This is a genomic window from Streptomyces coffeae (assembly GCF_016741875.1).
Lineage (GTDB): Bacteria > Actinomycetota > Actinomycetes > Streptomycetales > Streptomycetaceae > Streptomyces > Streptomyces coffeae.
In genome coordinates, this window is the sequence record NZ_JAERRF010000034.1 from 42,340 (window position 1) to 57,763 (window position 15,424).

At 68.7% G+C, this 15,424-nt stretch carries 9 protein-coding genes, 1 tRNA gene and 1 pseudogene; 6 read left to right on the forward strand and 5 right to left on the reverse strand.

Annotated features, from left to right (window positions below):
* Positions 1-41 precede the first annotated feature (41 nt).
* Both JK363_RS35705 and JK363_RS35710 read left to right on the forward strand, forming a co-directional pair.
* The gene (locus JK363_RS35705; RefSeq protein WP_201881829.1) at positions 42-1,061 is read left to right on the forward strand and encodes a LysR family transcriptional regulator; all 1,020 of its coding nucleotides are present in this window, start codon (positions 42-44) and stop codon (positions 1,059-1,061) included.
* A gap of 43 nt (positions 1,062-1,104) precedes the next feature.
* On the forward strand, positions 1,105-1,530 hold the full coding sequence (locus tag JK363_RS35710) for a VOC family protein (protein WP_201881831.1): 426 nt from the start codon (positions 1,105-1,107) through the stop codon (positions 1,528-1,530).
* 51 nt (positions 1,531-1,581) lie between these two features.
* Here the strand turns inward: JK363_RS35710 and JK363_RS35715 are convergent, their stop codons facing one another.
* Positions 1,582-4,824 carry an amidohydrolase family protein gene (locus JK363_RS35715; protein WP_201881900.1) on the reverse strand — a complete coding sequence of 1,081 codons (3,243 nt, stop codon included), beginning with the start codon at positions 4,822-4,824 and terminating at the stop codon, positions 1,582-1,584.
* Positions 4,825-5,089: 265 nt separating this feature from the next.
* On the opposite strand from JK363_RS35715, the gene JK363_RS35720 reads away from it, so the two are divergent.
* Positions 5,090-6,049, forward strand: coding sequence for an alpha/beta hydrolase (locus JK363_RS35720; protein WP_201881832.1), 960 nt, complete (start codon positions 5,090-5,092; stop codon positions 6,047-6,049).
* A 38-nt stretch (positions 6,050-6,087) separates the two neighbouring features.
* Here JK363_RS35720 and JK363_RS35725 read toward each other — a convergent pair whose 3' ends face one another.
* Together JK363_RS35725 and JK363_RS35730 are read right to left on the reverse strand one after the other, a co-directional pair.
* Positions 6,088-6,978 carry a transketolase family protein gene (locus tag JK363_RS35725; RefSeq protein ID WP_201881833.1) on the reverse strand — a complete coding sequence of 297 codons (891 nt, stop codon included), beginning with the start codon at positions 6,976-6,978 and terminating at the stop codon, positions 6,088-6,090.
* 56 nt (positions 6,979-7,034) lie between these two features.
* The gene (locus JK363_RS35730; RefSeq protein WP_201881835.1) at positions 7,035-7,736 is read right to left on the reverse strand and encodes a thiamine pyrophosphate-binding protein; all 702 of its coding nucleotides are present in this window, start codon (positions 7,734-7,736) and stop codon (positions 7,035-7,037) included.
* A 532-nt stretch (positions 7,737-8,268) separates the two neighbouring features.
* Between JK363_RS35730 and JK363_RS35735 the strand changes: the two genes are divergently transcribed.
* Together JK363_RS35735 and JK363_RS44010 are read left to right on the forward strand one after the other, a co-directional pair.
* A tRNA-Pro gene (locus JK363_RS35735) sits at positions 8,269-8,345 on the forward strand.
* Positions 8,346-9,165: 820 nt separating this feature from the next.
* Positions 9,166-9,297 carry a hypothetical protein gene (locus tag JK363_RS44010; RefSeq protein WP_268981139.1) on the forward strand — a complete coding sequence of 44 codons (132 nt, stop codon included), beginning with the start codon at positions 9,166-9,168 and terminating at the stop codon, positions 9,295-9,297.
* Positions 9,298-9,915: 618 nt separating this feature from the next.
* Here JK363_RS44010 and JK363_RS45195 read toward each other — a convergent pair.
* Both JK363_RS45195 and JK363_RS45200 read right to left on the reverse strand, forming a co-directional pair.
* A complete protein-coding gene (locus JK363_RS45195) occupies positions 9,916-11,985 on the reverse strand; it encodes a tetratricopeptide repeat protein (protein ID WP_504752525.1) in 2,070 nt (689 codons plus the stop codon).
* Positions 11,986-12,369: 384 nt separating this feature from the next.
* Positions 12,370-13,170 (reverse strand): annotated as a pseudogene (locus tag JK363_RS45200) (AfsR/SARP family transcriptional regulator); the annotation flags it as partial.
* A 108-nt stretch (positions 13,171-13,278) separates the two neighbouring features.
* Here JK363_RS45200 and JK363_RS35745 point away from each other — a divergent pair.
* Entirely contained in the window at positions 13,279-15,405 is a 2,127-nt protein-coding gene (locus tag JK363_RS35745; RefSeq protein WP_201881838.1) for a tetratricopeptide repeat protein, read from the forward strand.
* The last annotated feature ends 19 nt before the right edge of the window (positions 15,406-15,424 follow it).

Below are 15,424 nucleotides of genomic sequence, written 5' to 3' on the forward strand. Positions count from 1 at the left end.
CCACCAGACACCGCCTTCCTATGAGGGCATAAACTGGCTTTATGAGCGAGGGACGGAACGGCGGCGCGGCCCCGCCGACACCACACGGTGGCGCGGTGCCGCCCACCGGACACGGCGGCGGCCCGGAGGCCGCGCCCGTCTCCCACCGCGTCCCCGACCTCGGCGCGCTGGAGCTGCTGCTCGCCGTCGCCCGCCTCGGCAGCCTCGGCCGCGCCGCCCGTGAGCTCGGCATCACCCAGCCCGCCGCCAGCAGCCGGATCCGGGCCATGGAACGGCAGTTGGGCGTCGCCCTCGTGGACCGCTCACCGCGCGGATCCCGGCTCACCGAGGCCGGGGCGCTGGTCACCGACTGGGCGCGGCGGGTGGTGGAGGCCGCCGAAGCCTTCGACGCGGGCGTCCACGCGCTGCGCGACCGCCGCGACTCCCGGCTGCGGGTGGCCTCCAGCATGACCATCGCCGAATATCTGCTGCCCGGCTGGCTGATAGCGCTGCGCACCCTGCGCCCCGACACCGCCGTCTCCCTCCTCGCCGGGAACACCGCGGCCGTCGCCGGACGGCTGCTGGGCGACGAGGCGGACATCGGCTTCGTCGAAGGCCTCGATGTGCCCGGCGGGCTCGACGGCGTGGTCATCGGCCATGACCGGCTGGCCGTCGTCACCGCCCCGGCCCACCCCTGGGCGCGCCGCCGCGCCCCGGTCGGCCCCGCCGAACTCGCCGCCACCCCGCTCATCCTGCGCGAGCGCGGCTCCGGCACCCGGCAGGTCCTGGACGCCGCCCTCGCCGAGCACGGCGGTCTGGCGGCCCCGCTGCTCGAGCTCGCCTCCACCACCGCGGTCAAGGCGGCGGCGGTGAGCGGCGCCGGACCCGCCGTGCTCAGCCGACTGGCCGTGCACGAGGAACTGGTGGCCCGGCGGCTGGTGGAGGTCGCCGTGGCGGACGTCACGCTGCGCCGCGACCTGCGCGCGGTCTGGCCCGCCGGACACCGCCCCGCGGGCCCCGCCCGCGACCTCCTGGGGCTGACCCGGCCGGCAGCCGGTGGTGGTGAACGGCCGGATGGCTGAACCGCGGCGGGCCGAACGGACCCGCCGCGGGCACAGTGGGGGAATGAACGCAGATAACAGCGGTGCCCTGGGCCGGGGCCGCGTGGCGACCCGGCTTCCCGCCCAGGACCTGGAGCGGGCCCGGCGCTTCTACGCCGAGAAGCTCGGCCTGGAGCCCGTCGACGAACGCCCCGGCGGGCTGCTGTACCGCTGCGGAGGCGTGGATTTCGCGGTGTTCCAGTCGAGTGGAGCCTCGCCCGGCACCTTCACCCAGATGGGCTGGGAGGTCGAGGACCTCGAGGCGGCCGCCTCCGAGCTCCGCGGGCGCGGTGTGGTGTTCGAGGAGGTCGACGTCCCCGGGTTCCGTACGCAGGGCGGAATCGCCGAGATCGAGGGGAACTACCCGAGCAAGGGCGCCCGGGGGGAACGCGCCTTCTGGTTCCGGGACAGCGAGGGAAACCTGCTGGGCGTCGGCCAGTTGGTGTGCTGAACGGAGCGGCACCGGGCCCGGAGACCCGGCGCCGCCCCACCACCCCTCTCGTCAGCCGTGGAGCTCGCAGCAGGTGTCGCGGCGCAGTTGCCGTCCCACCTCCAGCCAGCGGTCGGCCGTCTTCCCGCGCAGCGGCTGCCCGGCGGCCGGGAAGGACTCGACCAGGTCCCGGCTCTGGAACGGAATTCCGCCGCGCAGCACCGCCACCGTGCGCACCAGGGAGTCGAAGTCGGTGAACGGATCGCCGTCCACGACCGTCAGGTCCGCCAGCTTCCCGACCTCCAGGGTGCCCAGATCGCGTTCGGCGCCGAAGGTCCGCGCGGGCAGTACCGTCGCCGTGCGCAGCGCCTCCGCGGGCGAGAGCCCGTACCGGTGCAGCGCCCGCAATGCCAGGTGCAGATGGAGCCCCACCGGCACCAGCGGCTGGTCGGTGCCCAGGGCCACCACCCCGCCCGCCGCCAGGATCCTCCGGTAGACGCCGATCTCGGTGCGCAGAGTGGCGAGTTGGGCGTCGGTCGGCCGTGTTCCGGCGGTCTTCTGGACCAGCGCGGTGTCCCAGGGCGGCATCAGCCGGGTGACCCGCTCGTCCTGCGCCAGTGAGGGATCGTCGCCGATCAGCGGCGAGGCCGTGAACGGCGTTGCGATGAGCCGGAAGTCCGATGTGGCCGTGTAGACCTCGGCCAGATCCTGGTACGCGCGCCCGGCGGCCGTTGTCGCATGCCCGTACTCCAGCCGCTGAGTGGCCTGGAGGTGGGTCGTCAGATCCTGGCCGAGCTGGATACCGGGGGTGCACAGATGGCTTCCGGTGCGTACCCCGAGCCGCTCGTGCGCGAACCGCGCGGCCTCCTCCATGACCCAACCGGGCGCCCGTACATAGGTCTTGACGAAGTCCCAGTCGAGCCCGGCGGCGCGCTCCAGCGACCGGCGCAGTCCGTCCCGGGTGCGATGCGCGCGGCCCATGCTGTACGCCACCCGCGGCCCGTCCAGCAGCTCACCGGTGGCCAGCAGCCGCGGTCCGGCCAGGGCACCCGCGGCGACCGCCTCCCGCAGCCGCGCCTGCTCGTACGCGAAACCGCCCAGGGAGACCGCCGTGGTGATGCCGTAGGCGAGCTGGAGAGCCGTCTGACGGCCGCCGTAGGTGTACTGCCAGGGGTGGGTGTGCGCGTCCCACAGCCCCGGCAGGACGGTGCGGGACGAGGCGTCGACGCGGCGTTTGGCCACCCGCCCGCCGCGGTGCGGCTCCACGGCGGCGATCCGCCCGCCGCGCACCACGATGTCGACGTCCTCGCGGACCGTGCCGCCACCGCCCGTACCGTCCCAGAACCGCCCGGCGTGCACCACGGTGTCGGCCGGGCGCGGCCGCCGCCGGTCCAGCGGCACCCGCACCGTACGGGCCTCACCCGACTCCACGTCCAGCAGCCGCAGCCGGCCCGCCGACAGATACAGCAGCCGGCGCGAGTCCCCCGACCAGGACGGGTGGTCGGCGGCCTCGTCGGTCAGCCGCCGCGGCTTCCCGTCGGGGGTGCCGTCGGGCCGCACCGGCAGCAGCCACAGCGCGGATTCGACGATGAGCGCCATATGGCGGCCGTCGGGGGACCAGACGGGCCCGGAGTCATAGCGGTCCGAGACCGAGGTGTGCGCCGCCACCGCGTGCAGCTTCGCCGCGCCGCTGCCGGCGTCCACGACCCGGATCAGGTTGTAGCCCTCACGGAACCGCTGGTTCAGACGGTTGCGATCGCACAGTGCGATAGACCGGCCGTCGGGGGACCAGCTCGGCCGCCCCGGCAGCCCGCCCGCGCCCAGGGGCGTGGCCAGCACCCGTTCCGTAGCGGCCTCGAGATCGCGCAGGACCAGGTTTCCCGACATGTCGACACAGGCGAGCCGCTTGCCGTCGGGGGACAGCGCGGGATGCACGCGGCCCCCGGAGGCGAGCACGGTCTCCTCTCCGGAACGGAGGTCCCGGCGGCGCACCGCCAGCAGCCCGTCCCGGTCGTCGGCGTACACCAGCGCGCGCCCGTCGGACGTCCAGGTGGGCGCCAGCAGATAGCGGGTGGGCGCGGCCCGTACGACCCGCTTGGGAGTTCGGCCGCCGGAGATGTCCGCGACCCAGAGGGAGTTGAACGCGGCGAAGGCCACCTGGCGGCCGTCCGGGGACAGCGCGGGCAGATGGATCCCGCGCACCGGCCGTGCTCCGCCGCCGTCGAAGTCGTAGTCCTTGACGCGGTAGCGGGGCCGGTCGACGGGCAGGGTGGCGCGGAAGGGTATCTCCTCCGCCGCGCGCCCGGCGTGCCCACCGCCGCCGGACGGATCGGGCCGCACCATCCGGAACCGCCCGTCCACGGTCAGCAGCAGCTGCTCCTCGGGCGTCCAGCGCGGCGGTACGGGATGGGGTTCGCCCTCCAGGGCGACCGGTCTGCCGTCCACCACCAGGGTGCAGGACGCGCTCGGCGCGGGGGTGGTCCGCAGATAGGCCAGCCGTCCGCCCGCCGAGAGGGCGGGTGTCATCACCTGCGTACCGGTGGCCGTCTCGGTGTGCTCCACCCGCACCGGACCGCTGCCGTCGGCCCGTACGGAGGCCACCGTACGGGCGTCCAGAACGCTCCCCACGGGTAATCCTCCGGGCACCCCGCGGACGAACAGCACCCGCTCGCCGTCCGCGGACCACGTCGGGTCGAAGTCCTCCCAGGCGCCGTCCTGGAGCGGCCCCTCCTGGCCGGGCAGCCCGGTGAGCCGGGTGAGTTCACCGCTCGCCAGGTCCAGCACCCACACCCGGTACGGGCTGCCCGCGACCGGGTCACCGCCGCGCTCGGAGGCGAAGGCGATACGGGTGCCGTCGGGCGACCACGCCGGCCCGCGGTCGTCCCAGGGACCGTCCGTTCGCTGTCGCACATCCGTACCGTCGGGGCGCAGCGTCCATATGTGGAACCCCCCGCCCTTGTAGGCGCACACCGCCAGCAGCTTGCCGTCGGGGGAGAAGACGGGGCGGGTGGGTTCGAGCTCGGGCGGGGTGAGCGGGGTGGCGTCGCCGCCGTCACGGGGCACGGACCACAGCACGTTCTGCACCTCGGCGACGAGACGTCGGCCGGAGGGCGCGAGGGTCGCGGCGCCGTTGGTGGCCGCGGTGAAGGAGAGCGAGGCGCGCCGCGTCCGAGAGGCGGCCTGCGCCCCGACGGCGGCGGCCGCTTCGGCGGGCAGTGCGGTGACGGCGGCGGCGGTTGCGGTGCCGACGGCGGTTGCCTGGAGGAAACGCCGCCGGGAGAGGGCGGAGAGGGAAGTGTCCGGGGTGTCCGGGATGTTCGGGCTTTCTGGAACGCCGGGGGTGACGGAAGCGTTGATGGCGCCTGGGGCGTCTGGAGTGTCCAACTGTCCTCCTGGAACACGGGGGTTGCACGGGTCAGGAGTGCACAAACGGCAGACAAAACGCTTGATCGTTGCACACCCCACAGGTCCGTGGTCAACACCTCCCGGCCAACAGCCTTGGTTTGAGCCGCGGGCAGGGGGAGAGTGAGCCTCTTGTTCCAGTGGGACCCGGCCCTCAACCCTCAGGAGACGAGACCGTATGCCAGCAGGAGGTACCACCTACCGCACCGACCATCTGACCACTCCGGACGGTGTGCGCATCGCGACGTACACCTGGTTGCCGGAAGGGCGCGCGCCGCGCGCGATCGTGCAGATCGCCCACGGCGCCGCCGAACACGCCCAGCGCTACGACCGGTTCGCCCGCTTCCTGAGCGGGCACGGCTACGCCGTGGTGGCCTCGGACCACCGCGGACACGGTGCCACCGCGGCGTTCACGGGCGGCCTTGGAGTCGTCGGGGGTGTCGGGGTCGTCGGCGAGGAGGGCGACAGCTGGCGGGCGATCGTCTCGGACCTGCGCGCGATCGGCGCCCGCGCCCGCGCCGAGCACCCCGGTCTGCCGCTGGTCCTCTTCGGCCACAGCTTGGGCTCGATGCTGGCCCGCGACTGCGCCCAGGAGTACGGCGCGGAGCTGGCCGGGCTGATCCTCTCGGGCACCTTCCGCACCCTCCCGGGCGTCGAGATCGAGGACGCCATGGCGCGGATCGGGGAGGAGATCGCGGCCGGCGGCCGGAGCGCGCCATCCGCCTTCACCCCCTCCCTCTTCGCCTCCTTCAACGACCCGTACGAGCGCGGCACGGGCTTCGAATGGCTCTCACGGGACGCGGCGGAGGTGGCGGCGTACGCCGCGGACGACCGGTGCGGCTTCGCCTTCAGCGCGGGCCTGGCCCTGGACTGGGTACGCGCCGTACGCAAGATCAACGACCCCCGTCAGCAGGCCCGGATCCCGGCCGGACTGCCGGTGCACCTGGTGGTGGGCACCGAGGACCCCTGCAACCAGCGGATGACCCTGGTCTACGAACTGCTCGAGGACTTCCGCTCCATCGGTACGCGGGAGCTGAGCTGGAGGGGATACCAGGGTGCCCGGCACGAGATCCTCAACGAGACCAACCGGGACGAGGTGCACGCGGACCTGCTGGGCTGGCTGGAGCAGCACATCTGAGGTGACGGAGGACGCGGGTCCGCCTCACCGGGGTCATGTCACCGGGCCAGGAAGCCGGAGATGCGCCGCCGGAGCGAGGCGGGGTCCAGCCCCTGACCTGCGAGGTGCTCGTCGATGGTGCCGTAGCGGCGCAGCTCGCGCCGTCCGATACCGAGCCCCAGCACCCGGTGCGGCAGATCGGCGAGGGCGTCGTTGACGGCGGCGGTCGAGGTCCCCGCGAGATACGGCTCGACAAGCACGACGTCCGTCCCGACGGCGGCGCGCAGCGCGTGCTCGTCGAAGGGGCGGACGGTCGTGGCGTACAGCACGGTCACCTCCAGCCCCTCCACGGCGGCGAGCACGTTGTCGAGCATCGGCCCGACCGCGACCACCACACCGCCGCGCCCCTCCCGTACGGTCAGGAAACGGCCGGGCGTGATGGCGCGCGGGGTGGCGTTGGTGTGGGCGGACAGCCGGACGTAAACGGCGTCGTCGTCGGCCGCGGCGGCGTGCCGCAGCAGCGTTTCGGCCTCATCGGGGTGGCCGGGCACCTGCATGGTCCAGCCGTCGAGGGTGTCCAGCAGGGCGATGTCCCCGGGCGACATATGGGTGAAGCCGCCCGCGGGCCAGTCGTACGAACCGGCCGCGCTCACCAGCACCCCACCCGTGCCCTGGTGCCCGAAGTCCAGCTTGAGCTGTTCGAAGGGGCGCTCGACCAGAAAGCTGGCGAACGTGTGCAGAATCGGCCGCATTCCGGTCAGCGCCAGCCCGCCGCCCACCCCGACCAGCAACTGCTCCCGGATGCCGACGTTGATCACACGGTCGGGATGAGCGCGCTGGGCGTCGGCGAAGCCGGCCACGCCGATCTCGGCGAGCACGACCGCCAGCCGGGGGTCGTCGTCGAGGAGACGGGAGACGGTGGAGGCGAAGCGCTCACGCATGGTGTCCATGGCGCGAAGGTCCTTTCGCGAAGAGGAGTGATCGACTACCGCGGATCGGGCAAGGCTCAGATCTTGGGCTCGACCCGGGCCACGACGGCGTGCGGCCGCCCCGGGTGCGGTGCGGTGTACGCCTCGTACAGGGCCTGGTGATCACGCCCGTCCACGGTGGTCGTGGACCACCCCTCGGCCGCGAAGCGGGAGGCGATGCCACCGGGCCGGCCGTGGGTGGCGGAGGCGTTGTCGATGACGAGCGTGTGCAGCCGCTCCAGCCCGACCGCCCCGGCGTACGCGATCGCCTCGTGGTTGCTGCCCTCGTCCAGCTCCGCGTCGCCGATGAGCACCCACACCGCGGGCCCGCCGCGCCCTTGGGCCCGCAGCCCGAGCGCCGTCCCCACGGCCAGCGGCAGCCCGTGTCCGAGCGACCCGCTGCTGATCTCGGCGCCGGGTACCAGCAGCCGGTCGGGATGGTGCCCGAGCGGTGAGTCGTAGGACCCGAAGCCCGGTAGCAGCGACTCGCTGAAGAAGCCCCTGGCGGCGAGCACCGCGTAGTACGCCATCGGCCCGTGCCCCTTGGAGAGCAGAAACCGGTCACGTTCGGCGTCGTCCACGCTCTCCGGCGAGACCCGCAGCACCCGGTCGTAGAGCACCCAGAGCGCGTCCAGGGTGGAGGTGGCGGCCGGGCCGTGCTTCTCGTCGCCGGTCATCAGGGCCATGAGCCGGGGAAGGTCGGCGTAGGCGTATGCGCTGTGAACTGCGGTGGAGGTCATGGAAAGAGCGTGCAACTTCAAGCGGACTTGAAGTCAAGCGCTCGGGGTCGGCTCGCCGGGGGCCCGGAGGAGAACCGCGCCGGGGGCCTGGAGCCGAGGCGGCCTGAGGATCGACCGCCCACTGGGCGGCGGTGGGGGCGCGATTCGCGGGGAGGAGGTCGAAGGTCGACCCGCCGCACCTGGTCCCACCGCATCGACCAGCAGATCGCCGATCTGGAGCGCCTGAAGCGCAAGCTCACCGGGTGCATCGGCTGCGGCTGTCTATCCCTGCGCACATGCTCCCTCTACCACCCCGCCGACACCGCCTCCACCCACGGCCCCGGCGCCCGCTACCTCCTGGGCGACGAACCGCAACCACCCGGCCACGCAACGTGACACCGCTGGCGCGCCTGCCCCCCGCCGTCCCTTCCGCACCGTCGCCCACCTGGCAGAGATCCACCGTCCCTCCAGGGCTGGCAGCGACCACCCCCTGAAGTGCGGTATTGTTCTCGTGCGCGGTCGGCGAGGGCGAAGGCCCGAGCCGGACAAGCACCGGGACGTGGCGCAGTTTGGTAGCGCACTTGACTGGGGGTCAAGGGGTCGCAGGTTCAAATCCTGTCGTCCCGACCAGCGTTTTTGCAGGTCGGAGGCCGTTTCCGCAGGTAGCGGAAGCGGCCTTTGTCGTTCCCGGACTGGGAGCGATGGGGAGCCCTCTGGGAGCCCTCGTGCTCCCAACTCGCAGACGGGTCAATCCCGTCCGGTTTGTCCGTCACCCGATCCGGTCGACCTGCCACGCGGTACCGCGCCGCCGCGCGCCGTCGTCAACCGTAGGGCGCGAAGGTCACCCCGCCGGTATGGATGCTCTCGCCATCGAGAGGCATAAGAACCCCTTGACGGCTCCCGACCCCCTTTCGGAGTGGGAGCACGGGTTTCCTGCTCCCCATGCGACAGGGGAGGTCTGGTCACGCTGGCGACGCCGGGCGGGCGTCTTCACAGGCCAGTAGTCACTCGGACTCTCCGGTTGTCAGATGCTTGTCCCGTCAAGGCGGGGCAAAGCCCCTTTTCGCTGGGCGGCAGACGGGGCACTCCCAGGGCGCGAGCGCCGTGGTCGGCTCTGTGGCGCCATAGCGAGACATCCGGCCGAGGAGTGGTTGGTAGCGTCAGAACGCATCACTTGCATGGCGGGGTGTGAATGTGCTCTTGCTGGCTGGGGGAGTGGGGCGCAGTGGGCGAAGGGGGTATGGCATGTGGTGGAGTTCCGCTTCAACGTTTAGCGACCGCTGAAGAGCTTCGCTCAGCCGCGCTTCGTATATTTCCGGTGTGAGGCCGCGGTCAGTCACTGGGGCCCAGTACTGCGAGGAAGCCCCTCTCCGTCGTACAGCGAGGGTCGCTGCAGTTGTCGAGGTGTCCGGCGTCCATCCGTCTCAGTTCCGGTGAGCAAGTCCCGTTGGTGGCCGGGCAGATCGCGCGGGCGAGCAGCCCGGGCGGTACGACGATGTGGGTGAGAGACCGGCTGGACGGGCTGTGGCGCGACGCGGACTTCGCCGCCTGGTATCCGCGCGATGGACGCCCCGGCCTCTAGCCTGCCCGGCTGACCACCGTCTGTGTGCTGCAGTTCCTGCTCAACCTGTCAGACCGTCAAGTCGCCAAGGCATCGACTGCAAACGTGGCTACCGGGCCACTCTCGCGAGGGACTGGCCGCATAGATCTTGTCCACGCTGCGAGGGGATTGACGCCTTCCCCATACCTCGACAACGTCCAACTCGCCACATAGGGCACGGGCTTAGGGTGAGCCAACCGGCGAGACCCTCGGTCCTGGTGAGTTCACGGCAACCACAATGAGGAACGCGGCTTGCGCGGGCGAGGGCATATCGTCTCTCCCTCAAGGCGTCGTGCGCCCGGGGGCCATGGCGGTGCTGGAAGCATCGCCATGGCCCGTGCTACTCGGAAGACTGAGTCGCTGACTTCTTGACCAGCGTCGGCATGCATGCCGCAGATGCCGTCGATGTCCCAAGAAACGTCACTGCAACTACCGCAAAAAGGGCAGACAGGGTAACTCTCTTCACTTGCTTCGCTAATCCTCTCCTAGGACAAGATCATCTGTCCGTTGCTGGAGGGTAGCCGATGGGTCTCCATACTCAAAATCGGCGAGGGTGCTCGGTTTGCATGCGAATAAGTTACCAACCGGTCAGTAGTCGACTCACTCGAGTTCGCTCAATTGTTCGCTGATTCTGTTCGCTTCTCGGTCGTCCAGCGAGCGCAGTGTGGTGAGTGCCTGCTGTAATAGTTTCCGTGCTTCCGAAGTTTTTCCCGTTGCTAGCCGCACCTCGGCGAGGGCGCCCTGTGCTCTGGCTTCCTCGTCCAGAGCGTTCACCCTATGGGCGACGATTATGGCTGCCTCGAAGTGTTCAGCGGCAGAATCGAGTTGACCCCTTGAGAGTTCAGCTCTTCCGGCCCCGCGCAATGCGCGTGTAACCTCTTGGGGTGCTCCAATTTCGCGGGCAATTTGGAGTGCCTGTAAGTGATTCTCGGCGGATGCTTCGATGGAGCCGCTCTTGTGGTGTGCTTCCCCTAGTCCGTTGTGCGCCGTCGCTTGACTCTTTCTATCTCCAAGTGTGCGAAAGTCCGCCAGCGCCTGACGGTGCAGAGCTAATGCGGTATCAATGTCGCCGGATTCGGCGAGGATCGTAGCCAGATTTGTGCGCACCATCGCGTGCGCGTAGAGATTTCCGGTGGACTCCGTCAGTGGCAGGAGCTGCTCGAAAGTCTGCCTTGCCAGTGTCAGGTCACCTCTGTGGGCGTACAGATCGCCTAGGTTATTGAGAGTTCTAATGAGCCCTGATTGGTCGCCGGTGGCTCGGAATCCGGAAATTGCCTCCCGGAAGTGGTGTTGCGCGAGGCTTATTTTTCCAAGAGCAAGCAAGGATATCGCAATGTTGTTGCGGCACCTTGCTTGGGTCCACAAATTTCCCGCATTCATGCTTATTGCTAGGGCCCTCTGGTGAAGTTTCACCGCCGTTTGATTTTCCCCCAGGTGCCAATGGAGTACCCCCAGCACCCGGTAGCTCTCTGCCTCTGCCTCGTAATCGCCCGTCGTCCGCGCGATGTCAAGGGCCCGCTCACCGGTCTCAGCGGCTTGCGGGTAGCGGCCCGTGCTCGCCTGGTTCGAGCTGAGACAGAGCAACGCATGACATAGGGCAGGCTGGTCGCCGGTCCGGGACCAGTAATCGACGGCGTGCTGGAGGAGGTCGGCAGCGTTCTGCCAGTGACACTCGGCGTCCAGGAAGCCAGCCAGGGCATGAGCCATCCGGGCCGCGCCCCAGGGGGCATCGTGGCTGCGGGCGTGGTGTTCGGTAGCCAAGAGGTTGCCGTGTTCAGCGGCGAACCAGGCGCGCGCCTCTTGGGCGGTTCGTATGCGAGGGAGGGCGGGAGGCTGGTCAGTGCGGTAGCCGGCGAGACGAACCCGCCTGGGATAGGCGAGGCGGTCAGCCTGTTCCGCGCCCATCAGGTAGAAGGTGGTCAGCCGATCCATCGCCTGCCTGTGGTCCTGGTCGGTATCTTCCGAGCGAGCGAGCATGCGGGCGTATTCGCCCAGAAGGTCGTGGTACCGATACCGATCCGGTGTCGGTTCCCGGAGGAGGTGGCATTCCAGCAGGGCTTCGATCAGCCGTTCAGTTTCCTCGGCTGGCAGGTCAAGTAGAGCTGCAGCCGCTTTGGCCGTGAAGTCGGGTCCCGGGTGTAGGCCTAGGCGGCGGAACGCTCTTCGCTGCGCCTGGTCGAGGGCCCGGTAGGAGAGGTCGAATGCGCGCACCATCTCCTCGTCGGCGTTGCGGATCTCATTGAGGGGTCCCGTGCCACGCGCCAAACGTTCCGACAGGGTGGTCAGGGTCCACGAGGGGCGAGAGCGGTATCGGCTGGCCACCAGCTCTATGGCGAGGGGCAAGTACCCACACATGTGAACGATCCGGGTGGTCGCTGCGGCGTCCTGGGTTCTTTCCTGGCCCGCGAAACTGCGGAAGAGGGCAACTGCGTCGTCGGCCGGGAGAACGTCAAGTGGGATTGGCAAGGCGTGTGGTAGCCCGGCTAAGTGACGGCGACTGGTAATGATGGTCAGGGACGGCGAGTTGCCTGGCAGCAGCGGTGAGACCTGTTCGGGACTGGCTGCGTCATCCAGCACGATCACGGCTCGGCGCGCGGCGATGGTGGTCCGCCACTGGGCGATCAGCTCGTCGAGTTGGACGGGAATCGTGTCGGGTGATACGCCAAACATGCGTAGAAGTGTGGAGAGGGCGGCACTCGGGCTCATGGGTCCCTGAGCCGGCGAGTGGGCCCGAAGGTCCAGGAATGCTTGGCCGTCTGGGAATCGGGAGGCGAGGCTGCGTGCGGTGTGTACCGCAACCGCCGTCTTGCCAACTCCTGCCATGCCGCTGACAGTCTCCAATGTCAGAACCGATCCGCTTGCCGCCGATTTGGCGCCGACTGAAGCGATCAAGGCATCGAGTTCGGAGCGCCTGCCGACGAGCGGAGGTTGGTACGGGAGATTCTGTGGGGGAGGCGGCGTTGAGCGGGAGCCTGTGCCGGATGAGGGAAGTGACGTAGTTACATCAGAACCTTGGATAAGGTTCTCTGCTGGCCTTCGGTCGAGGATGCCGCGATGTATCCGATTTAGCTCTACGCCCGGGCGAGAGCCGAATTCCGCCATCAGCAGCTGACGAGCCTGCTGGTGGACTCGCAGGGCTTCTGTATACCTCCCGCTGCCGTAGTACGCCAGCATCAACAGTCCTGCCAGCGACTCGTCTTCCGGGTGCTGGCGGACTAGGGCTGCGAGCTCCCCGACCGAGCCAGCGAACCGGCCGAGCCGAAGGCTCGCGGAGATGCGGGAAACGGTGGCCTGGAGGCGTTGCTCAGAGAGGGCCGTGCGTACTGTCTCGGCCCAGATGCCAGGGAGCCCAGCGAGGGCATCACCCTGCCAAAGCGTGTCCGCACGGGTGAGAACCTCCACGGTACGCTCGTCATGCCCTCTCTTCGCAAACGACCCCGCCAGATCGGCAAGGCGTTGAAAGCGGTTGAGGTCGACCGAATCGGGGTTCGCTTCCAGAACATAGGTATGAGCCCGGCTAGCGATGCGCGGCGCACCTGGGTCTGTACCGGCACGGCGCAGGTGTCTGCGTACCCTGGAGATGTAAGTGTGAGTGTTCTCGCGTGCGCGAGGTGGAGCCTCGCCATCCCAGAGTCGATCTATGAGGGCGTCTATTGAGACAGGGCGGCCTAGATCCAGCACTAGCGCGGCTAGCAGGGCACGTTCCTTGTCTGAACCGAGCCCGAGCCGCTCTCCGTCCTGCTGAAGTCCCACCGGCCCCAGTATGTGGAAGTCCACCAGCGACCTCCCGCTGGTCCGTCCATTTCTAGTGAGGATGACATGAGGTCGGGAGAGTCGCCATAGTCCCTCTGCCACACTGGCTGAATCGCGACGCAGGTGCTGAGTGCGCGCATCGTTGAGGCCCAGTTAAGGGTAGGACCGGACTGATCTATGGACGTGAGAGTCGAATGATCGGGGCGGTACATGGACGCGGCGCAGGAGGATTCCCACAAGAATTCGATCAGTGGGCTGACTCGGTTGTACGGGCCCACGGTACAGGCGCGAGACGTGCATGGCGGCATCCATGTGCATGCTGTGCGGGACGGCGCTGCTCCACCTCCGCCGCGTCAGCTCTTACCAGTGTCAGCACACTTCACAGACCGATGCGACGACCTAGCTGCTTTGGGGGAACTACTCACCCGAGCAGGACGGAACACCTCCTCACGGGCACTGATCGTGGTCAGCGGGCCAGCAGGCATCGGCAAGACCACGCTGGTGTGCAGATGGTTGCGCTCGCTTAGCTCCGACTTTCCTGACGGTCAGTTCTATGCCGACCTGCGCGGGCACTCCGCGGGGGGCCCAGCCGGCCCAGGCGAGGTTCTGGACCAGTTCCTACGTGCACTCGGCGCCGGCGCCCTGCCCGTTGATGTGGCTGAAAAGGCGTCGCTGTGGCGGTCCTGGACCGCGGATGCGCGGATAGCGGTGATGTTGGACAACGCCTTTACCGCCGCACAAGTGCGTCCACTGCTGTGTGCGGGGTCGAGCAGCGTCACGGTCGTTACCAGCCGCCGCAAGCTGACCGGACTTCGTATGGATGGAGCGTCCTTTCGTCAGCTGGGGGCGCTGGGAACGGCTGCTGGCGTCGAGTTGTTCAGCCGTGCGATCGGCGAGGATCGGGTTGCAACTGAGCCGCATGCGGCGCGTCAGGTCGTGACGCTGTGCGCCGGTGTGCCGCTTGCTGTCTGTCTTGCGTCTGCTCGGTTGGCGTCGAGACCGAAACAGCCTGTAAAGACACTGGCCGATGCTCTCACGCGAAACACAGAACGTCTGGCTGCGCTTGAGGTAGAGGGGGAGGCAACGGTGAGCAAGGCACTGGACGCGTCGTATGCCGTCTTAAGCGAAGGTGCTGCTCTCCTGTACCGCAGGCTTGGCCTGCTGCCAGTGCGTACTTTCGACTCGAGAACTGCTGCCGCGTCCTGTGGCGAGCCTTTGGGGTGGGCGGAAGCCCGGCTGGACGAATTGGTCGAGGCAAACCTGGTAGAGGACGTAGGCCCAAACGCTTGCCGCTTCCATGACCTTGTACAGATCCATGCCCATGGTCGAGCATCTGCGGAAGAGACGGCTTCGGCCCGGGAGGAGGCACTGCGGAGGGTCTGCGATTGGTATCTGGAGACTGCTACAGAAGCTGAGAAGCGGCTCACGCCAGCGCAGTTCACCCTCGAGAGGACCCTTGTCCATCCTGCTGGCCTGCCGGTGCCGTTCACCGATGATCCAGGCGCGCTTGCCTGGCTGGATTCCCAGCGGATGAATCTGATGGCACTGGTACGAGCTGCGTTCCAGTGTGAGTGGAACGCCATGACCTGGCAGCTTGTGGATGCGATGTGGCCTGTCTTCCTCCGACTGCGCTACTACAACTTATGGCTTGAGGCCCATCAGGTAGGTCTGGAGGCGGCGCAGAGAGAGAGGAATGCCGAGGCCGAGCGCCAGATGCTCAACTCCGGGGCCATCGGCCTCAGCGCCGCTGGGCGCATCGACGATGCGGCCGAGTGGTATTCGCAGTCCCTCCGAGCAGCAAGAGACGCAGGTGATGTGAGGGATGAAGGACAGGCTTTGCTGGGCATTGGTACCTGCCACCGCGAGGCCGGACGGATGGCAGAGGCCAGACTGTACCTAAACCAGGCCATCGCCGTGTGGGAGAATTGCGGTTACCCGCGTGGTGCGGCCCTCGCCAGAATCGTCCTCGGGGAGATTGCGCTCGCCGAGACCAATCCCAGTCGCGCTATCGAACACTTCAACCGAGCGCATGCCGGTCTGCTTGCCGTGAACGACCCGCATGATGCCGCGCGCGCCCTCGCCTTCTTGGGTCGTGCCCGTGTCCGAGCTGGCGAGCACACGGCGGGTGCGGCCGCAATGCAAGAGGCGCTCGCAGTATTCTCTTCATCTGGAGCCGCTCACTGGCAAGCCCGCACGCTTGAAATGCTTGGTGACAGTGCCTGGGAGCGTGGGGACACAGGGCCAGCTGCGGACTTCCGCGCCCAGGCTATTGTCTTGTTCCAAATTACGAGCCCCACCGACGCACGTCGGCTGAGGGACTTGTTGGCCCAAACCTGACCTGCGGGCGGGACGCGAC